The organism is Kocuria atrinae C3-8, assembly GCF_000286355.1.
GTDB lineage: Bacteria > Actinomycetota > Actinomycetes > Actinomycetales > Micrococcaceae > Kocuria > Kocuria atrinae_A.
Window position 1 is genome coordinate 22092 of sequence record NZ_AJXN01000008.1, and the last position, 19797, is coordinate 41888.

General features: G+C 64.7%; 14 protein-coding genes and 5 pseudogenes. 5 read left to right on the top strand and 14 right to left on the bottom strand.

Annotated elements, in window-relative coordinates:
- Positions 1-4 precede the first annotated feature (4 nt).
- The 9 genes and pseudogenes from YO9_RS0101405 to YO9_RS0101445 all read right to left on the bottom strand — a co-directional run bounded on the left by YO9_RS0101405 (position 5) and on the right by YO9_RS0101445 (position 9453).
- Positions 5-1098: pseudogene (locus YO9_RS0101405) on the bottom strand (quinone-dependent dihydroorotate dehydrogenase).
- Between the two features lie 94 nt (positions 1099-1192).
- Positions 1193-1978 carry an isoprenyl transferase gene (locus tag YO9_RS0101410; RefSeq protein ID WP_016995900.1) on the bottom strand — a complete coding sequence of 262 codons (786 nt, stop codon included), beginning with the start codon at positions 1976-1978 and terminating at the stop codon, positions 1193-1195.
- A gap of 20 nt (positions 1979-1998) precedes the next feature.
- The gene (gene recO, locus YO9_RS0101415; RefSeq protein WP_016995901.1) at positions 1999-2754 is read right to left on the bottom strand and encodes a DNA repair protein RecO; all 756 of its coding nucleotides are present in this window, start codon (positions 2752-2754) and stop codon (positions 1999-2001) included.
- A 124-nt stretch (positions 2755-2878) separates the two neighbouring features.
- A pseudogene (gene leuA, locus YO9_RS0101420) lies at positions 2879-4632 on the bottom strand (2-isopropylmalate synthase).
- A gap of 343 nt (positions 4633-4975) precedes the next feature.
- Entirely contained in the window at positions 4976-5332 is a 357-nt protein-coding gene (locus YO9_RS0101425; protein WP_031272464.1) for a LytR C-terminal domain-containing protein, read from the bottom strand.
- Positions 5333-5403: 71 nt separating this feature from the next.
- A complete protein-coding gene (locus YO9_RS0101430) occupies positions 5404-6681 on the bottom strand; it encodes an LCP family protein (protein ID WP_223285930.1) in 1278 nt (425 codons plus the stop codon).
- A 94-nt stretch (positions 6682-6775) separates the two neighbouring features.
- Entirely contained in the window at positions 6776-7825 is a 1050-nt protein-coding gene (locus YO9_RS0101435) for a GTPase Era (RefSeq protein WP_016995904.1), read from the bottom strand.
- A 33-nt stretch (positions 7826-7858) separates the two neighbouring features.
- A complete protein-coding gene (ybeY, locus tag YO9_RS0101440) occupies positions 7859-8365 on the bottom strand; it encodes an rRNA maturation RNase YbeY (RefSeq protein ID WP_016995907.1) in 507 nt (168 codons plus the stop codon).
- Complete coding sequence (locus YO9_RS0101445) at positions 8362-9453, bottom strand: PhoH family protein (RefSeq protein ID WP_396350711.1); 1092 nt, start codon at positions 9451-9453, stop codon at positions 8362-8364. Before YO9_RS0101445 ends, ybeY begins: the two co-directional genes overlap by 4 nt.
- Before the next feature lie 198 nt (positions 9454-9651).
- Between YO9_RS0101445 and YO9_RS0101450 the strand changes: the two genes are divergently transcribed.
- Positions 9652-10575, top strand: a complete 924-nt coding sequence (locus YO9_RS0101450) for a GerMN domain-containing protein (protein WP_223285931.1) — start codon at positions 9652-9654, stop codon at positions 10573-10575.
- Positions 10576-10647: 72 nt separating this feature from the next.
- Here the strand turns inward: YO9_RS0101450 and YO9_RS0101455 are convergent, their stop codons facing one another.
- From YO9_RS0101455 to hrcA, 3 genes and pseudogenes are all read right to left on the bottom strand, one after another.
- Positions 10648-11313: a 16S rRNA (uracil(1498)-N(3))-methyltransferase gene (locus tag YO9_RS0101455; protein WP_223285932.1), complete on the bottom strand. Its 666-nt coding sequence runs from the start codon at positions 11311-11313 to the stop codon at positions 10648-10650.
- Positions 11314-11404: 91 nt separating this feature from the next.
- Positions 11405-12543: pseudogene (gene dnaJ / locus YO9_RS0101460) on the bottom strand (molecular chaperone DnaJ).
- A gap of 73 nt (positions 12544-12616) precedes the next feature.
- A pseudogene (hrcA, locus tag YO9_RS0101465) lies at positions 12617-13629 on the bottom strand (heat-inducible transcriptional repressor HrcA).
- A gap of 187 nt (positions 13630-13816) precedes the next feature.
- Between hrcA and YO9_RS0101470 the strand changes: the two are divergent.
- The gene (locus YO9_RS0101470) at positions 13817-14683 is read left to right on the top strand and encodes a DUF3097 domain-containing protein (protein WP_016995913.1); all 867 of its coding nucleotides are present in this window, start codon (positions 13817-13819) and stop codon (positions 14681-14683) included.
- Between the two features lie 193 nt (positions 14684-14876).
- Positions 14877-15332, top strand: a complete 456-nt coding sequence (locus YO9_RS0101475) for a DUF4870 domain-containing protein (RefSeq protein WP_016995914.1) — start codon at positions 14877-14879, stop codon at positions 15330-15332.
- Between the two features lie 165 nt (positions 15333-15497).
- On the opposite strand, the pseudogene hemW reads toward YO9_RS0101475, so the two are convergent.
- Both hemW and lepA read right to left on the bottom strand, forming a co-directional pair.
- Positions 15498-16740 (bottom strand): annotated as a pseudogene (hemW, locus tag YO9_RS0101480) (radical SAM family heme chaperone HemW).
- Positions 16740-18596: a translation elongation factor 4 gene (gene lepA / locus YO9_RS0101485; RefSeq protein WP_016995915.1), complete on the bottom strand. Its 1857-nt coding sequence runs from the start codon at positions 18594-18596 to the stop codon at positions 16740-16742. The pseudogene hemW and the gene lepA overlap by 1 nt, the downstream one beginning before the upstream one ends.
- 423 nt (positions 18597-19019) lie before the next feature.
- On the opposite strand from lepA, the gene YO9_RS20370 reads away from it, so the two are divergent.
- Entirely contained in the window at positions 19020-19328 is a 309-nt protein-coding gene (locus tag YO9_RS20370; protein ID WP_016995917.1) for a type II toxin-antitoxin system PemK/MazF family toxin, read from the top strand.
- A gap of 156 nt (positions 19329-19484) precedes the next feature.
- On the top strand, positions 19485-19745 hold the full coding sequence (gene rpsT / locus YO9_RS0101495; RefSeq protein ID WP_016995919.1) for a 30S ribosomal protein S20: 261 nt from the start codon (positions 19485-19487) through the stop codon (positions 19743-19745).
- The last annotated feature ends 52 nt before the right edge of the window (positions 19746-19797 follow it).

The window sequence follows — 19797 nt, forward strand, 5'->3', positions numbered from 1 at the left end:
AGTCTCAGCCGCGAACGCGCCGCGCCGCCTTCTTGAGGCCACGATTGATGCGGGCCGCCCAGAACGGACCCTCGTACAGGAACGCCGTGTAGCCCTGCACCAGATCTGCACCGGCATCGAGACGCTCGATCACGTCCTCCGGGGTGGTCACCCCACCCACGGAGATCAGGGTCAGCCGGTCCCCCGCGTGCTGGCGCAGCATCTTCAGAACTTCCAGCGAACGACGCCGCACGGGTCGCCCGGAGAGCCCACCCGCACCACACGCGGTAATCTCGTCCTCGCTGCTGCGCAGGCCCAAACTTTCGCGGGCGATGGTCGTATTGGTGGCCACGATGCCGTCCAGCCCGAGGTCGAGGGCCAGCTCTGCAACCGCTTGGACATCGGCGTCCGCGAGGTCCGGTGCGATCTTTACCAGCAGGGGCACGTGGCGCCCGGTGACGGCGTCGGCTTCTTCACGTACCGCGCTGAGCAGCGGCCGCAGCGAATCGAGTTCCTGCAATTGCCGTAGCCCCGGAGTATTGGGCGAGGAAACGTTGACGACCAGGTAATCGGCGTACGGGGCCAATGCCCGCGTGCTCGTGACGTAATCCTCCACGGCGTCCTCGAGATCGACCACCTTGGTCTTGCCGATGTTCACTCCCACGATGGGACGCTCAAGCCCCGTCTTGAGGGACTGTTCACTCAGTGACTGTAAGGTCGCGGCCACGCGCGGGCGACCGCCTGCGCGCCGTCGTTGTTGAATCCCATGCGGTTGATGACCGCGCGGTCCTTGATCAGACGGAAGAGGCGGGGCTTGGGGTTGCCGGGCTGTGGCTGACCCGTGACGGTACCGATCTCCACGTGGCCAAAACCCAGATCCATGAGCGCGTGGGTGCCGGTGGCTCCCTTGTCGAAACCCGCGGCCAGACCGAACGCGGATGGGAAGCGAAGGCCCATGACCTCCACCGCACTTCCGGGATCGGGGCGGGTGAATTTATTCAGAATGGATCCGAGGCCGCTCCGGTGCACGACCTTGATGCCGGCGAAACCGAGGGTGTGGGCGAGTTCCGCATCCATCCAGGAGAACGCGACTTTGAAGAACGTGGGGTACAAGCGCATGGTGTCAGTTTTGCACACGCTCCGAGCCCTGAAGCCCGGGTGCTCTACGTGTCAAAGTCGCTTAAAGTCTGGATTGAGGGTTGCAAGATAACTCTCAACTACCCCTTGCGACTTTATCCACTGCTCCCCCGTAACGTCGGTCCCGGCTCGCATATTCTTCGACGGCGCGCCACAGCACCGTGCGATCAACGTCCGGCCACAGCACATCCAGGAACACGAGTTCCGCGTACGCGGATTGCCACAGCATGAAGTTGGAAATGCGCTGCTCTCCCGAGGAACGCAGAAACAGGTCGACGTCCGGGAGGTCGGGTTCGTCCAAGTATTGCTGCACGGTCGACTCGGAGATGGAGCGGGGGTCCAGCACACCGGATTGGATGTCCCGGCCCATGGCTGCTGCGGCGTCGGCGATCTCGGCACGGCCACCGTAGTTCACGCACATGGTCAGGGTGACCACGTCATTGTTCTTGGTTTCTTCCTCGGCGTGCTCCAGTCGGTTGATCACGGACTTCCACAGCTTGGGTCGGCGTCCGGCCCAGCGGACCCGGATTCCCCATTCCTGGAACGTGGGCAACTGGCGCTTCATGACGTCCCCGGTGAAGTTCATCAGGAACGCGACTTCTGAAGGCGATCGCTTCCAGTTCTCCGTGGAGAAGGCATAGGCCGAAACGTTGGGGATACCCATCTCGATCGCTCCGGCCACCACGTCCAGCAGAGCCCGCTCGCCTGCACGGTGCCCCTCGTTGCGCGGCAAACCGCGCTCATTGGCCCACCGGCCGTTGCCGTCCATCACCAGGGCTACGTGCTTGGGGACGAACTGCTCCGGGATGGCAGGGGGCTTGGCGCCACTCGGGTGTGCCGGAGGCGGGGAAAATCTGCTCACGCTCTGAGTCCTTTACTGAATCATTCGGTGCGTTCCACCAAGCTCAGGGAACGTACCGACCGTTCCATGTGCCATTGAATGTAGCTTGCCACCAGTCCCGCGGCGGCGCGGGCGGTCTTGGAATCCGCGGCGTCAATGGTTTCCCAGTCGCCCGCCAACAGTCCCTGGAGGAGCACGAAAGTGGCCTCGCTCGGTGCCGCAGACCCCGGCGGGCGGCACTGCGGGCACACCGCACCACCGATCGCTGCGGAGAAGGAGCGGTGGGGTCCTGGGGCGCCACACCGGGCGCAATCGACGAAACTGGGAGCCCATCCGGCGATCGACACCGCCCGCAGCAGGTAGGAATCCAGGGTGCGGCCGGGTTCGTGTAGCCCACGTGCCACAGCGGAGAGGGCGCCGATGAGGAGCTGGTAATGCTGTTGCGCGGTGTCGTAATCGTCCGCGGTCAGCTTCTCCGCGGTCTCCACCATGGCGGCGGCGGCCGTGTACTTGGCGTAATCGGAACCGATCTGCTCGCCGTAGGACCGCTTGCCCAATGCTTGGGAGACGATGTCCAGGGTGCGGCCCTGAACGAGTTGCAGCGTGGCCACGTTGAACGGTTCCAGGCGCGCACCGAAACGCGACGTGGTGCGGCGCACCCCCTTAGCCACCGCACGCACCTGTCCGTGCTCCTTGGTCAGCAGAATCACGATGCGATCGGCCTCGGCCAATTTATAGGTGCGGAGCACCACGGCCTCATCGCGATACGAGCGAGAAGCGAAAGTTGAACCGGCCACTCCCCTAGTCTCCCACGTTCTTCTGGCCGCTCGGGCGGCCACACGAAAGCGCCGACGCCGCTCGGCGGCCCTCCGTGCGGAAGGTCACCGAGCGGCGTCGGCGGCTAGCTCGAGGCAATGAGGGCTAGGCCTGCTCTGCCAACTGGGCGTCGCGAACGGCGCGGTTGATCGCGGAGATCACGGCCTTGAGCGAGGAGCGCGTGGTGTTGTTGTCCATGCCCACGCCCCACAGGACGCGGTCGCCCACGGCCAACTCCACGAAGCTCGCTGCCTGGGCATTGGCGGAGGCGGACATCGTGTGCTCCGAGTAGTCGAGCAGGCGAACGTCCACGCCCTCGGCGTTGAACAGCGAGATCAGCGCGTCGATCGGGCCGTTGCCCTGGGAGGTACGGTCGTGCCGCTGGCCGTCCACGTCCAGACCGATTTCCAGGACGGTGTTGCCCTCGTCCTCGGCGTGGGTGGACATGCTCGAGATGCGGTAGCGACCCCAGCGGTGATCGCCGCTCTCGCGGGCCGGCAGGTACTCGTCCGTGAAGATATTCCACAGCTGCTCGCCGGACACCTCCGAGCCGGAGTTTCCGTGAACTTCTGCACCACGCCGGAGAACTCGATCTGTGCACGGCGGGGCAGGTCCACTCCATACTCGCTCTTGAGCAGGTAGGCCACGCCGCCCTTACCGGACTGCGAGTTCACGCGGATCACGGCCTCGTAGCTGCGGCCGACGTCCTTGGGGTCGATGGGCAGGTAAGGAACGGCCCACTCCAGGTCGTTGACGCCCACGCCCTGTTCGGCGGCGTCCTTCTCCATGGATTCGAAGCCCTTCTTGATCGCGTCCTGGTGGGAACCGGAGAACGCGGTGAAGACCAGGTCGCCGCCGTACGGGCTGCGCTCGGGCACCGGCAGCTGATTGCAGAACTCCACGGTGCGGCGGATCTCGTCGATGTCGGAGAAATCGATCTCCGGATCCACGCCCTGGGTCAACATGTTCAGGCCCAGTGTGACCAGGTCCACGTTGCCGGTGCGCTCACCGTTGCCGAACAAGCAGCCTTCGATGCGATCCGCGCCGGCCAGGTAACCGAGTTCGGCGGCGGCCACGCCGGTGCCGCGGTCGTTGTGCGGGTGCAGCGAAATGATGATGTCGTCACGCTGGTACAGGTGGCGGCCCATCCACTCGATGGAGTCCGCGTAGACGTTGGGGGTGGCTTCCTCAACGGTGGCGGGCAGGTTGATGATCATCTGCCGGCCGTCACCGATCTCGAAGGTCTCGGCCACTTCGTTGCAGATGCGCGCCGCGAACTCCAGCTCGGTGCCGGTGTAGGACTCGGGAGAATACTCGTAGGTCACGTTGGTGTCCTTGAGCTGCTCCTCGTACTTCATGCACAGGCGAGCACCGGTCAGGGCGATGTCTACAATGCCGTCCATATCCTGCTTGAACACCACGCGGCGCTGCAGCCGGGACGTGGAGTTGTACAGGTGCACGATCGCGTTGGGTGCGCCCTCGATGGCCTGGTAGGTGCGCTCGATCAGGTGCTCACGGGACTGCGTCAGAACCTGAATGGAGACGTCTTCGGGAATGCGATCTTCTTCGACCAGCTTGCGGACGAAATCGAAGTCGATCTGCGAGGCCGAGGGGAAACCCACCTCGATCTCTTTGAATCCCATGCTGACCAACAGCTCGAACATCTTGAGCTTTCGGGTGGGATCCATGGGCTCGATCAGAGCCTGGTTACCGTCACGCAGGTCCACCGCGCACCACCGGGGTGCCTTGGTGATGACCTTGTCGGGCCAGGTGCGGTCCGACATGTCGAACGGGAAATTCTGCTGGTACGGCGTGTACTTGTGCACGGGCATACCGGAGGGACGCTGCAAATTCTTCACGAAAAGCGGGCCTTTCAATAAATACGAGATAGGGCCGGCACCACGAAACTCCGCAGCGGGTAGGTCGGCCGTCCGTCAGATGGGTGAGGCCCCGCTGCGGCACATAAGCAGGAGTCGCACGTTCCCTGGCCGCATGTGATCCAACGTACCACTTGGGTGGGCCGGGCCTGGAAAATGCGCGCAATCATGTCGACGGCGCTCGGGCACTGACGACGGAGCGTCACCGCTCTACGGGGCTACCGTCGGGCATGGCTCCGTCCGGTGGGTTCTGTCCAAGCAGTACGGACCGCGAGTTCCGTCCAAACGGCACGGCCCGCGCGTTCCGACCAGGCGGTGAGCCCCGTCAGTCCTGGCAGGTGAACTGCTCAGCCGTCTGCCCCTGCAGCTCATCCGGCAGCGCACCGGAGAGGTCCAGCTTGTCGCCGGAGGTGAAGTCCTGGCCGATGGAGACGCGCAGCCCCTCCAGCTCGTAGTCGGCCACGAGCTGGCTGTCCGGGACACCCAGCAGCGCCGCTAGATCATCGGCCGCGGTGGCCCACGAGGGGTTGTAGAAGATCTGCGTACCGGCCAGTGCGGTTCCGGTGCGGCTGGTTTCCGCCTGGGTGTAGCCCGATTCGGCGAGCAGTTCGCGGATCTCGCTGCCACGATCCGGGTCCCCCGAGCGATTGGCAATCGTGAGCGGGACCAACGAGGGCTGCACCTGCGGCGTCCATTCTTCCGAGGCGTCCTCGGTTGCGGACGGTTCTGGTGCGGTGGTGGGACCAGCGGGCGCTACGGTTTCTTCGAGTGCGGTACCCGGCGCGGCATCGGAGGTGGCCTGAGCTCGGTGGGCTCCGCGGCGGCGTCGTTCTCCTGACCAGCTTCAGTTTCCTGGCCGGCGTCGGTGGCCGCCCCGGAGGCTTCAGGCGACGGCGCTGCATCGGTCACGGCACGATCCTCCTGGAGTGTATCGAAGAGCCGCTCGGCCGGTTCCTCGTCCAGGACGAGCCGGTTGGGGTCCTCGGGATTCGGAACGTTGGGAACGGTCACGAAAGCGATCCGCCCCAGGTCGATCCCCGCAAAGGTTCCCCCGATCCCCACGAGCGTGGGCAGGGAGGTGAGGCCCTCGTCCACGTGCAGGTTCTGGGTCATGACCTCTGCAATCCGGTAGAGCTGCGGCAGGTTGTTCAGCGTGCCGTCGCCCTGAATCTTGCGGGTGAGCGAGGCCAGGAAGGACTGCTGCGAACGGATGCGGGATTCATCGCCGCCGTCGCCGAAGGCTGCGCGGGAACGGAGGAACGCCAAGGCCTGATCGCCCTCGACCGAGGAGATACCCGCCGGAAGTTTCAGGCCGGACTTGGGGTCGTCCACCGGGCGGTTCACGCACACCTGCACGCCGCCCACGGTGGACGAAAGCTCCTTGACGGCATTGAAATCCGCGAGCATGAAGTGATCGATGTCCACACCGGCCATCTCGTTGACCGTGGCCACGGTGCACCCCGGGCCGCCGTTCTCCACTGCGGAATTGATCATGTCCCGGTGCGCGGGGAACACTTCCCCGGACTCAGGATCCGTGCACTTGGGAATGTCCACGATCAGGTCACGCGGGAAGGACACCACGGTCACCGCGTCACGGTTCTCCGTGACGTGCACGAGCATCATGACGTCCGTGCGTCCGGAGGCGTCGTCCTCATCGCCGTATTCGGCGTTCCCCGAACCGGTGCGCGTATCCGATCCCATGACCAGGATGTCCAGCGGGCCCTCGCCCACTTCGGACGAGCCGTCCGAGAGGTTCAGCGGGCTGCTGTCCAGGTTGCTGCTGAGCCGCAGTGCCGCGACTCCCCCGATGCCGAACACGGCAATCAGACCGAACACGACCAGGATGGCCGCAATCTTGCGTGCGGACGGGCGGTGATCCCGGGAGCGGTGATGCCGACCCGTTTGCTTGAGCTTGATGTGCTCGAACTCGCGGTCCTCGTGCAGTGACTGACGACGCGTGGTGGGAGTGTCCCAGGGCGCAGTTTCACGGGACGCGTTCCTGTCGCGGCCGTGTGTGCTGCGTGAATCCACTGAGTAAGTCTCCTGTATCGGTACGTGGCGCCGTGCTGGGCCCCAGACAGATTAGTGAGGTTTCCCTAATCCCACCTGAGAACGGTTGCGAGGATCAGAATCCCAAGCGCGATAATTGTTTGGGATCCCGCTGCCATTCCTTGGCGACCTTCACGTGCAGGTCCAGGTACACCTTGGTGCCGAGCAGGGCCTCGATCTGGGTGCGGGCCTTGGTGCCGATCTCCCGCAGCCTGGAGCCTCCCTTGCCGATCACGATGGCCTTTTGCGAAGGCCGTTCGACGAACAAGCTCGCGTGGACGTCCAGCATGGGGTTGTTCGCTGCGCGGCCCTCGCGTTCGGAAGCCTCGTCCACGACCACGGCCAACGAGTGGGGCAGTTCGTCGCGCACGCCCTCCAGCGCGGCTTCACGAATCAACTCGGCCATCATGGTGATCTCGGGTTCGTCCGTGAGCTCACCGTCCGGATACAGCGGAGGGGATTCCGGCATGAGGCTCACGAGCAGCGACGCGAGTTCCTCGACCTGGAAGCCGTCCTTGGCACTCACCGGGATCACGTCCGTCCAGCCGGGTTCGGGTTGGCCGGCGCGTCCCGACTCGTTCACGGAGGCGACGTTCGAGGACGACGCCGCGCGGCGGCGTCGTCGTTGCTCGCGCTGGGCCTGCTCCTCGGCCATGACCTCGCGGCCCAGTTCGGTGACCGCAACCAACTGCTCGGCGAGCTTGTCGCGCGGCACCGAATCCGCCTTGGTCACGATGGCGACCACTGGATTGCGACCGGCCGCGGCGGCCACCTGTTGAGCGATGTACCGATCGCCCGGGCCGACTTTCTGATCGGCCGGAATGCAGAATCCGATCACGTCCACTTCGCCCAGGGTCTCGGCGACCACGTCGTTGAGCCGCTGCCCCAATAGGGTGCGGGGCCGGTGCAGTCCGGGGGTGTCCACCAGGATCAGCTGGCCGTCCTGGCGATGCACGATGCCGCGAATCGTGTGACGGGTGGTCTGGGGGCGGTTGGAGGTGATCGCAACCTTCCGGCCCACCAGGGCGTTGGTCAGCGTGGACTTGCCCACGTTGGGGCGGCCCACGAACACGGCAAAGCCCGCGCGGAACTGTTGCTCGGGGGTGTCCTGATGATCCTCAGACATCAACGTGTCCTTTCGCAAAGCATTGGGCGGGGGCTACTTCATCGTTTCGACGGGGGCATCGCGCCCCAAAAACTCTTCGAGCAAACCTCGCTGCAGGGTGAACATGGCTTCTCGTTCACCCTCTTCCACGTGGTCGTGCCCGAGGAGGTGGAGCATGCCGTGCACGGTCAACAGGCACAGTTCGTCCTGTGTGCTGTGCCCGGCCGCTTCCGCCTGACGTTCGGCTACGGGTGGGCACAACACGATGTCCCCCAGGACGCCCAGGCTCAATTCCGTTTCGGTGCCAGCCGTCAGCTCGTCCATGGGGAAGGACATCACGTCCGTGGCACCGGGCAGGTCCAGCCACTGGACGTGCAGCTCGGCCATCTGGTCCTCGTCAACCACGGAAATGGACAGCTCGGTGTCCGGGTGGATGTGCCACCGTTTGAACGCGAGTTCCGCCAGCGCCGTCAACTGCTCCGGGTCCACCGCGCGGTAGGCGGCGGGGAAGGTGGCCTGTTCCTCCGGGGTCTCCCACGGGGTGTCGATGGAGACGCTCATGCCTGTTGGTCCGGCTGCTGGGCCGATTCGGCCGCCGCTGAACGGCGCTCGTCCTTACGGCGGCGCCTTTCGTTGCGGTGCCGGTTGGTGGTGTCGAACCTGTCGTAGGCGGACACGATCTCACCCACCAGTTCGTGGCGCACCACGTCCTGGGCGGTCAGCTCACAGAACGCGATGTCGTCGATGTGCTGCAGCACGTGCTGAACCTGTCGCAGCCCCGAGGACGTACTACCCGGGAGGTCCACCTGGGTGACGTCGCCGGTGACCACGATGCGCGAGCCGAAGCCCAGGCGCGTGAGGAACATCTTCATCTGTTCCGGCGTGGTGTTCTGGGCCTCGTCAAGAATCACGAAGGCGTCATTGAGCGTGCGGCCGCGCATGTAGGCCAGCGGAGCCACCTCAATGGTTCCCGCTTCCATGAGACGCGGAATGGACTCGGGGTCCATCATGTCGTGCAGTGCATCGTAGAGCGGGCGCAGATAGGGATCGATCTTGTCGTTGAGCGACCCCGGCAGGAATCCCAGCCGTTCGCCCGCCTCGACAGCGGGGCGCGTGAGGATGATCCGATTGACCTCTTTGGACTGCAAAGCGCGCACGGCCTTGGCCATGGCCAGGTAGGTCTTACCCGTACCGGCAGGGCCCACACCGAAGACCACGGTGTGCTCGTCGATCGCGTCCACGTAGTGCTTCTGGTTCACGGTCTTGGGCCGAATGGTCTTACCGCGGGTCGACAGGATGCTCGTGGCGAGCGCACTTGCGGGGCGCATGCCCTCGGCTTCGCGCAGCATGCGCGTCACGCGCATGACGGTGCGCTCGGTGATTTCCGTTCCGCGTTGAGCAAGGACCACGAGTTCTTCGAGCAGCGCGGCCGCGGAACGGGTGTCGGCGACGGGCCCTTCGAACGCGACGTCAACATCGCGCACGGTGATCCGGACATTCGGGAAGTTCTGTTCCAAGAGGCGCAGTGTGGCATCTGCCTGTCCGAGAGCTCGCAATGCGGTGTCCCGATCTGGCATGTGAACCACAACTCGAGTGTGGCCTGGTTGGTCTTGGGGGTTCGGATCGACCCCGGAAACTTGATCAGTCATTGGGGTCAAGCCTACCGCCCGTTGCCACCCCTTGTTGTGTTGCAGGTTGGTAACGGTTTCCCTCAGGACGCACTTCTGGGTTCAGCCCCACCTGTAACTGTGGGTATCTTTGTCCACCGGTGACAAACTTGTACGTTCTGCGCGCCTCACGACGTGTGTGGAGACAACAGCTACAGCTCATACCGGGGTGGTGAACACATGAAACACAGGCATTATTCTGCCCGCAGGCCGGTGGCCGTCCTATCCGTAGGCCTCGCTCTGACCCTGGGTCTGTCAGCCTGTGGCTCCGCCGCCGATCGAGCGACCAATGCTTCCAGTACCGCACCCAGGATCGCCTCCGCGCCCATGAGCACGGACAACGCCTACGAAGGCGTTGCCACCGAGCAGACACCGGTCTACTGGGCCGGCAGTGGGGACGAAGCCCGGTATCTTTTCCGTGAGTTCCGCACCGCAGCCAATGCGGACACCGTGGATCCCGTGGCCGAGTCGGTGGTCATGATGACCACCCTGTCTCCGTTGGACGAGGACTACCGGTCCATGTGGACTCCCGTGGAAAACGTGGGTACCTCCGTGTCCCCGGATGGCACCATCACCGTGGATTTGCCCTCCAACGCCTTCGCGAGCCGGCTCTCCGCCGAGGACGCAGAACTCGCTCTCCAACAACTCGTCTACACCGTGTCCGCTGCCGCCGTGACCGCAGGCCTTCTGGATGCCGCTACCGCCAAGGAAGTTCGCGTGCTGGTGGATGGTGAATCCGGGTACAAGGCTTTCGGCTCCGTGGACCTCGACGAACCGATCACCCGCGACGCGTCCATCGCGGCACCGGTGTGGCTCATCGATCCCCAGACCAACACGGAATCGGGACAGCCCATGACGATCTTCGGCAGGGTACTCCCGGACTTCGCCTCGGCACGTTGGGAAGTCATTCCGCAGGGTGACAATGAGGCTGTCAAGTCCGGCGAGATCTCGCAACCGAGAAACACCCCCGCCTCGACCGCCGGTACAGAGTTCCGCGTACCCGTGGAGGTTCCGGCCGGCGACTACACGGTGCGGGTCACGGGTGAAAATGAGGACGGCGACGTGATCACCGACGATCACGCGGTCACGGTCGTCGAGGACTGACAGTCCCCCAAGTCCGCGTCACGCAGAACGGAACACTGCTCCGAGAGTTCTGAGCCGCGAGATGTTGGATGTTCAGGCCCAGCGGCCGGTCACAGCAGATAACGCAGCGAGAGCCGCCGGTCCCGCCGTGGAGGCGCGCATGACCTCGTTTCCGAGTTTCAGGGGCCGCGCCCCTGCCGCAACGAACCGCTCGAGCTCCTGATCGCTGATCCCGCCCTCGGGTCCCACGATGAGTCCAATCGACTCGACGCCGGTGAACTCATCGGATGAGAGACCGCCCCAGGAGAAGTCCGAGGACTCGTGCAGGACGAACCACCGCGTCTCGGCCTGCTCCTGAATCAAGGCGGCCAGGCCGTTGGAGTTCACGTGCTCGCCGAGCTCCGGCCAGCGAGCACGCCGTGATTGCTTGGCAGCGGCGGTCATCGTGGACTGCCACTTGGCCAGGGTCTTGGCGGCGCGTTCGGGCTTGAGCCGCACAATGCTGCGGTCCGCCTGCCATGGGATCACGCGGTCCACGCCCAGTTCGGTCGCGCTTTCGGCCGCCTGTAGATCGCGGTCGCCCTTGGCCAAAGCCTGCACCAGAACGAATTCGGTAGCGGGTGCGGGCTCGTGCGTCACGGACGCGACGCGCACGGTCATGGAGTCTTTCTCGCCGTTCAAGAATTCGCACGAGGCCCGAGTGCCCGCCCCATCCACCAGATCGACAGTCTCACCCGACCGCATCCTACGCACGGTCACGGCGTGACGCGCCTCGGCGCGGTGAGGACGAACTTCTCACCGGCGCTGGCTGCGCTCAGCTCACCGGGATCGGCGAAAAAGACCGGATCCGTCACAGATCGTTGAACCGATCCTTGAGCCGGGAGAAGAAACCACCGGAGGACGGCGTGTTCACGGTGGTCGCATCCGTGCGGCGCTCATTGCGCAGGGTGGCCAACTGTTCGAGCAACTCGCGCTGCTCGGAGTTGAGGTCCTGCGGAGTCTCCACCTCGATATGCACCTGCAAGTCACCGCGGCCCTTGCCGCGCAAGTGGGTCACACCCAGGTCCTCGAGGGTCACGGTGGCACCCGACTGGGTGCCCGCAGCGACGTCGACGTCCCGAGCGCCGTCGAACGTCTCGAGCTGGACCGTGGTACCCAAGGCGGCCGAGGTCATGGGAATGCGAATACGCGCGTGGAGGTCGTCGCCTTCGCGGTGGAAGGTGGGGTCCGGATCGACCTTGAGTTCCACGTAGAGGTCGCCGTTGGGTCCGCCGGCGGTGCCGGCCTCGCCCTGGCCCGAGAGTCGGATGCGGTTGCGGACTGGATGCCGGCGGGGATCTTGATGGTGAGCGGGCGGCGATCGCGCACGCGGCCCTCGCCGTAGCACTCGTGGCACGGGTTCTCGATCACGGTGCCGAAGCCGTTACACGAGGCACACGGTGCCTGCGTGGTGACCACGCCCAGGATCGACTGCTTCTGGTACTGCATGTGCCCGGAGCCGCGGCACATGGAGCACGTGGTGGGGCTGGTGCCGGGCTGGCAGCACGAACCCTCACACGTGGGGCAGACCACCGCGGTGTCCACGGTGATGTCCTTCTCGACACCGAACACGGCGTCCTTGAGGGAGATGCGCACGTTGATGAGTGCGTCCTGACCTGCCGGGTGCGCGACTGGGGGCCGCGCTGGCGGCTGCACCGGCGCCTGGAAGAACGTTTCGAAGATGTCCGCGAAGCCGAAGCCCGAGCCGGGGAAGCCCCCGCCGAATCCGGTGTCGGTTCCGTTCTCGTTACCCGTGGCGTCGTAAACGCGGCGCTTCTCGGGGTCGGCCAGGACGTCATTCGCGTGCGAGACGCGCTTGAATTCTTCGGCCGCCTCCGGGGAGGGATTCACGTCCGGGTGGAGTTTGCGGGCCTTCTTGCGGTAGGCGCGCTTGATCTCTTCCGGGCTGGCGTCCCGGGTCACGCCCAGGGTTTCGTAGTGATCGCTCACGATGGAATCGATTCTTCTTTCGTCAGTGTGTTTTTCTCAACGCGGATGGGGAACGGTGCCACGGCGGGCGCCGCTACTCCCCCAGCGTGTGGGACAAATAGCGCGCCACGCGCGGACCGCGGCCATGGTGGAGGGGTAATCCATTCGGGTGGGGCCCACCACGCCCAGTTTGGACACAGATTCTGGGCCGTAGCCGGTGGCCACCACGGAAGTTTCCGCGAGCGGATCGTCGGTACTGTCCGATCCGATGCGCACGGCCACACCACGAGCATCCTGTTGCATCTCTGACAACAATCGCAGCATGACCACTTGTTCCTCAAGTGCTTCGAGCACGGGACTAATACTGAGAGCAAAGTCACCGCTGAACCGGGCCAGGTTGGCCGTGCCGGCCATGACCAGTCGGTGGTCTTCCGACGACGCCGCGAGGGTCGCGAGTGCCTCGGCCACCACGGTGCCGGCCTCGGCGAGTTCCGCCGGCAATTGCTGCACCAGGTTGGCGGTGGCTGCGGGCACATCCTGCAGCGGACGCCCCACCACCGAGGCCAGAACTCGGGCGCGCAGTTCCATGAGTTCGTGCTCGGGCAGCGCTCGGCTGACTTCCACGATGCGCTGCAGCACCCTGCCGGACGTGGGAATGAACACCACCAGCAGGGAGGTCCCGCCCACGTCCACGAGCTCGACATGGCGCAGCGTGGTGCCGGATGCCGCGGGGTACTGGATCACGGCGACCTGGTGCGTCAGCTGGGCGAGCAACCGAACGGTACGTTCCATCGCGTCGTCCAGGTCGTCCGCGCCGTCCAGGAAGGACTGGATGGCTCGCTTCTGCGGCGACGACAGCGGGCGCACCGACGCAATCTGGTCCACGAACGTCCGGTAGCCCTTGTCCGTGGGGATGCGACCCGAGCTGGTGTGCGGTGCCACGATCAGGCCGTCCTCCTCCAGCGCCGCCATGTCGTTGCGGACCGTGGCGGAGGAGACCCCCAGTTGGTGCCGTTCCACCAGGGCCTTGGAACCGACGGGCTCCCGCGAATGCACGTAGTCCTCGACAATCGCTCGCAAAATTTCTGCTCTGCGCGGCTGACTCATTCGTGTCACCTCCCCGGCGTGTACGGACGCGGACCTTGCCCATCGACCGTGAATCACGGTCATCGTCACAATTTTGGCACTCAATGATTGACAGTGCTAATTCACATCAGTTTAGCGCCGTCCGACCGGGACGCCATTTGGTACGCTCGCGGCTGATCATCCACCCCGCACGTGAGGACGGCGCATCGTGACAGCATCCGGTTGGAACTGGGGCCCGCAGGATTTCAGCAGCCCGTCGGTGGCTCGTACCGGTCCCGTTTCACGCGAGACCGCTCTCGAACCCGGCATGGTCCTCGAGGATGCCCAGACCGGTTGGGTGGGCGCGGCCGTCAGCCTGGAGACCATCGGCGGGATGCGCGTGGTCGGACTGGAAGACCGGCACGGCAAGATCAAGACTTTCCCCCTGGGCCCGGGTTTTCTTCTGGACGGTGAGCCCATCAAACTCGGTCCTCCCGCGCGGAAGACGGGCCCCAAGAAACCCGCCCGCACCCGTTCCGGTTCGGTGGCGGTCGAGGGCTTACGAGCCGGCGTGGCCAAGGAATCCCGGATCTGGGTGGAGGGCTATCACGACGCCGAACTGGTCGCCAAGGTCTGGGGCCACGATTTGGCGGTCGAAGGCATCGTGGTGGAACCGCTCCACGGCATAGATGACCTCCCGGCGGCGGTACGCGATTTCAACCCCGGCCCCAAGCGGCGGCTCGGCGTTCTGGTGGACCACCTGGTGACGGGGTCCAAGGAATCCAAGATCGCAGCGGACGCCCTGCGCGTTCCCGGAGCCCAGGGCAATCTGCTCGTGCTCGGCCACCCCTACGTGGATATTTGGCAGGCCGTGAAGCCTTCGGTTCTGGGTTTGCAGGAATGGCCCGTGATCCCGCGCGGAATCGACTGGAAAACCGGCATGGCCAAGGCGCTGGGCCTCCCCCACAAGACACCTGCGGACATCGGTCAGGCCTGGCAGCGGATCCTGGCCCGCGTGGACTCCTACTCGGACCTCGAGCCATCGCTGCTGGGACGGGTCGAGGAACTCATCGATTTCCTCACGGCCCCGCAGTAGATCCCTCTAGTCACACACCATCCGGGCCTCTCACACAACCGCACCGTTCAGTGCCGACTGTCCGGTTGCGGGGTGGTGCGGATAACACCGCCGATTCAGCCCGGACACAGCCTGCGACCCCTAGAATGGACCGAATACTTCAAGCGCAGCCTCACGCTGCACTACGGGCTCGTTGCCCCGGAAAGAGACACCAGTGGTTGATCAAGCAGCACCCGCCCGTTCCGGTTCACGACCTGCACCCTCGAACGGCCCAGCCTTCGAGAGCATCCCCGCGCAGGCCGAACCCCTGGATATCTCCCAGGACAAGCAGTGGGCCACTCTCGCGCACCTGGGCGGTGTGGCCGGTGCCCTGCCCAGTTACCTGATTCTGCGGAGCGTAGGCGATCGCGGGCCGTTCACACGGCAGGAATCCCGAGAGGCACTCAACTTCTCCTTGCTGCCCACCGTGGTCATCCTGGCGTGCATCGCGCTGGCGTTGATTCCCGCCGTGGGCTGGATCTTCGCGCTGCTGGCGGCCCTCACGTGGGTGCTGCTCGCCGTGCAGTCGGTCATCGCCGGGATCAAGGTCAACCAGGGCGAGCCCTACCAGTACCGAGGCAACACGAACCTGTACGACAAGCTGCAGACCAAGCGTTCCGCTCAGGCCTGATCGCCCCACAAGTCGAACAAGAATTAACGACGCCGCCGCGTCCGGATTGCTCCGGACGCGGCGGTTTTCATTCGCGGTTCGTTTTAGTGCCCTGTGATCTACGTGGGGGTGGCGCTCCACTTCGAGGCAGCGCCCGACGAGCTCTTCGTCACCAATCCCTGTGCATCACCAGTCGAGCAGGCGACGGGTCACGGCGTCGGCCATGAGACGACCCTGGTCGGTGAGAATCACGCGCCCGGCGATCGCCGCGGGCCCGTCCACCCAACCGTCCGCGATGAGCCCAGCTACCGCGTTCCGTCCCTCGGGACGCAAGCTCGAGGTCTCCAGGCCTTCGTGGATCCGGATCCCCAGCATGACGTGCTCAAGGTACTGGGTGTCCGGGTCCAGGGTTTCGCGACCCACGGCCGGTGAGAGTCCCTCGCGGATCTTGTTCGTGTACGGCAGCGGATGCTTGATGTTCCACCAGCGCACGCCGTCCATGTGCGAGTGCGCACCGGGGCCAATGCCCCACCAGTCCTGGTTCCGCCAGTACGCGATGTTGTGAGCGCTGCGGTTCTGCTCGGCGCTGCGGCCTTCGGCGGCGCGGGACCAGTTGGAGACCTCGTACCACTCGAATCCGGCCTCGCGCAGCAGACGATCGGCCAGGATGTACTTCTCGGCCTGATCATCGGGATCCACCTGGGGAACCTCCCCGCGCCTGATCTGTGCGGCGAGCTTGGTGCCGTCCTCGATGATCAGCGAATACGCGGAGATGTGGTCGGGTTCCAGCTCCAGGGCGGCCTCGACGGAGCGTTGCCAATCCGCCACAGACTCCCCCGGTGTGCCGTAAATCAGGTCCACGCTGGCCGACAGCCCCGCCTTGCGCGCCCCGGCCACCGCCATCGGCACATTGGCCGGGGTGTGGGTACGTTCCAAGACTTTCAACACGTGCGGCACGGCGGACTGCATCCCGAAGGACACCCGGGTAACCCCCGCATCAGCGAGGACCTCGAACGTACGATCCGTGACCGAATCCGGGTTGGCTTCACCGTGACCTCGGCGTCCGGGGCCAGCCCAAAGCTCTCTCTGGCTTGCGTCAGCACATCGGCGAGGTTCTCGGCGGGCAGCAGCGTGGGCGTTCCGCCGCCGAAGAACACGCTGTGCAGCGGGCGCGAGGGTGCCCCAGCGGCGTCGAGAACGGAACGGCCGAAGCGGACTTCCGCGGCGGCGTCGTGATGGTAATCGTCACGGGACACGTCCGGGCCCAGTTGGGACATCGTGTACGTGTTGAAGTCGCAGTAACCGCAGCGCACCGCGCAGAACGGGACGTGCACGTACAAGCTCAGCGTGCGTTCGCCCGCCCGGGCCACGGCACTCGAGGTAGGGACCCGTCCGCGGGAGCCGGGTCCCCTTCGGGCTGAGCGGGCATTACTTCTTCTTGTCCTTGCCCGACTCTTCGTCGGAGGACAGCGCGGCCACGAAGGCTTCCTGGGGAACCTCCACGCGGCCCACCATCTTCATGCGCTTCTTGCCTTCCTTCTGCTTCTCGAGCAGCTTGCGTTTACGGGAGATATCGCCGCCGTAGCACTTGGAGAGCACGTCCTTGCGGATCGCACGAATGTTTTCGCGCGCGATGATCCGCGAGCCGATGGCCGCCTGAATGGGCACCTCGTACTGCTGGCGCGGGATCAGGTTCTTGAGCTTGCCCGTCATGACCACACCGTAGGAATAAGCCTTGTCCTTGTGGGTGATCGCGCTGAATGCGTCCACCTGTTCGCCCTGCAGCAGGATGTCCACCTTGACCAGGTCGGCGGCCTGTTCGCCGTCCGCCTTCCAGTCCAGGGACGCGTAACCGCGGGTCTTGGACTTGAGCAGGTCGAAGAAGTCGAACACGATTTCCGCGAGCGGCAGACGGTAACGCAGCTCCACGCGGTCCTCGGACAGGTAGTCCATGCCCTTCATCTCGCCGCGCTTGGACTGGCACAGCTCCATGACGGCGCCGATGAACTCGGACGGCACGAGCACCGTGGCCGAGACCATGGGCTCGCGGATCTCGTTGATGCGACCTTCCGGGAACTCGGACGGGTTGGTCACCTCGGTCTCCGTGTTGTCCTCGAGCGTCACGTTGTAGGACACCGACGGCGCGGTGGAGATCAGGTCCAGGTTGAACTCGCGTTCCAGGCGGTCACGGGTGATCTCCAGGTGGAGCAGACCCAGGAAGCCGCAACGGAAGCCGAAGCCCAACGCGGTGGAGGTCTCGGGTTCGTAGACCAGAGCGGCGTCGTTGAGCTGGAGCTTTTCGAGCGCGTCGCGAAGGACGGGGTAATCCGAGCCCTCGACCGGGAACAGGCCCGAGAAGACCATGGGCTTGGGGTCTTCGTAACCGCCCAGGGATTCCTCGGCGGGCTTGATGTGGGAGGTGACCGTATCGCCCACGCGGGACTGGCGGACGTCCTTCACACCGGTGATCAGGTAACCGACCTCGCCCACGCTCAGTCCCTTGGAGGGGATGGGCTCGGGGGAAATCACACCGATCTCCAGCATTTCGTGGGCCGCGCCGGTGGACATCATGCGGATGCGTTCGCGGGGCTTGAGGGTGCCGTCCACCACGCGCACGTAGGTGACCACACCGCGGTAGGTGTCGTACACGGAGTCGAAGATCATCGCGCGCGAGGGTGCGTCCTTGACGCCCTGGGGCGGAGGGACATCCTGCACGATCTTGTCCAATAGTGCTTCCACGCCCATGCCTGTCTTGCCCGATACGCGCAGCACTTCTTCCGGCTCCACGCCGATCAGGTTCGCCAGTTCTTCCGCGTACTTGTCCGGCTGAGCCGCGGGCAGGTCGATCTTGTTGAGCACAGGAATGATCGTGAGATCGTTCTCCAGCGCAAGGTAGAGGTTCGCCAGCGTCTGGGCTTCGATGCCCTGCGCGGCGTCCACCAACAAAAGGGTGGCTTCGCACGCGGCCAGCGAACGGGACACCTCGTAGGTGAAGTCCACGTGCCCGGGGGTGTCGATCATGTTCAGCGCGTAATCGGTGCCGTCCACGTTCCACGGCATGCGCACTGCCTGAGACTTGATGGTGATACCGCGCTCACGCTCAATGTCCATGCGGTCCAGGTATTGGGCCTTCATCTGCCGCGGGGTCACCACACCGGTGGCCTGCAGCATGCGGTCAGCCAGCGTGGACTTACCGTGGTCGATGTGAGCGATGATGCAGAAATTTCTGAGCACCGAGGGGTCGGTCGAGGCGGGTGCCGGTGGATTGACGGCCAACGGTGACACAGGCGGTCCTTTCATTCTCAGGATGACTCCCCAGTTTCCCACGTTCCGTTCGGATGGGCGAACCGGGCATCCTTGACTCACAGGCAGCGTGGTGCGCGCCGCCACTAGACTCGTGCGCATGGCAGATTTCATGCGCCTCGCGCGCCAGGGCCTCCGCGCCTACCGCATGTACAAACGAGTGTCCGGTTCCATGCAGCAGAACCGCGGCCAGGACTCCCGCCCGGACATGCAGCAGCGTCCGACGCCGCAGCAGGGCCAGTACGAGCCTCAGGGCCGGTATGAGCCGCGTGGTCAATACCAGGCGCCTACCTCTCAGCCCTCCTCGGGTGGTCGGTTGTCCAAACCGTATCTCGGTGACTGGACCGGGCCCGTGAACCCGCACTACGACCCCCATCCGGACGGTCGCCGGATCCGGGTGAGGTCGTGTGGACCTGGGTGCCGTTCCAGGAGGATTACACCCAGGGCAAGGACCGTCCCGTATTGATCGTGGATCGCGCCGGCGATTACTTGCTGTGCCTGATGCTCACGTCCAAGGACTACGACAACGCGTCCTACAACGATCCGAACTTCGTGGATGTCGGAACCGGAACCTGGGATCGCCAGGGCCGCCCCTCCGAAGCTCGTCTGAATCGCGTGATCCCCGTGCTCGCCGCGGACATCCGCCGCGAAGGTGCCGTGCTGGACCGCAATCGCTTTGACGACGTGGCCCGGGAACTCGGGAACCGGCGCTGAACACGATGATCTGATAAGCTTTATCGCTGTGTGTCCGCGCTGGTCGTCGGGCACAGCGGATGGTTGCCACCGAGAATCCCCACTCTCACACTCAGTCGATGATCATCCGTGAGCCCTCACTGACCGAAATTCCGTGAACAGTTTTAGGAGTTATACGTGGCCAACATCAAGTCGCAGAAGAAGCGCATCCTCACCAACGAGAAGGCTCGCCTGCGCAACAACGCTTACAAGTCCGAGCTGAAGACCCTGATCCGCAAGGTCAACGACGCCATTGGCGCTTCCGACAAGGACGCCGCCGAGTCGAACCTGCGCATCGTGTCCCGCAAGCTGGACAAGGCCGTGTCCAAGGGCGTTCTGCACAAGAACACCGCGGCCAACAAGAAGTCCGGCCTGGCCAAGAAGGTCTCCAAGATCTGATTCAGCCTCAGCTGACAGCCTGAGAGCCCGGTACCTCGAGGTACCGGGCTCT

Excerpts from the sequence above, each read along its gene's own strand:
- YO9_RS0101435 (WP_016995904.1), bottom strand. The coding sequence starts at position 7,825 with ATGTCTGAGGATCATCAGGACACCCCCGAGCAACAGTTCCGCGCGGGC.
- ybeY (WP_016995907.1), bottom strand. The coding sequence starts at position 8,365 with ATGAGCGTCTCCATCGACACCCCGTGGGAGACCCCGGAGGAACAGGCC.
- YO9_RS0101445 (WP_396350711.1), bottom strand. The coding sequence starts at position 9,453 with ATGACTGATCAAGTTTCCGGGGTCGATCCGAACCCCCAAGACCAACCA.
- YO9_RS0101450 (WP_223285931.1), top strand. The coding sequence starts at position 9,652 with ATGAAACACAGGCATTATTCTGCCCGCAGGCCGGTGGCCGTCCTATCC.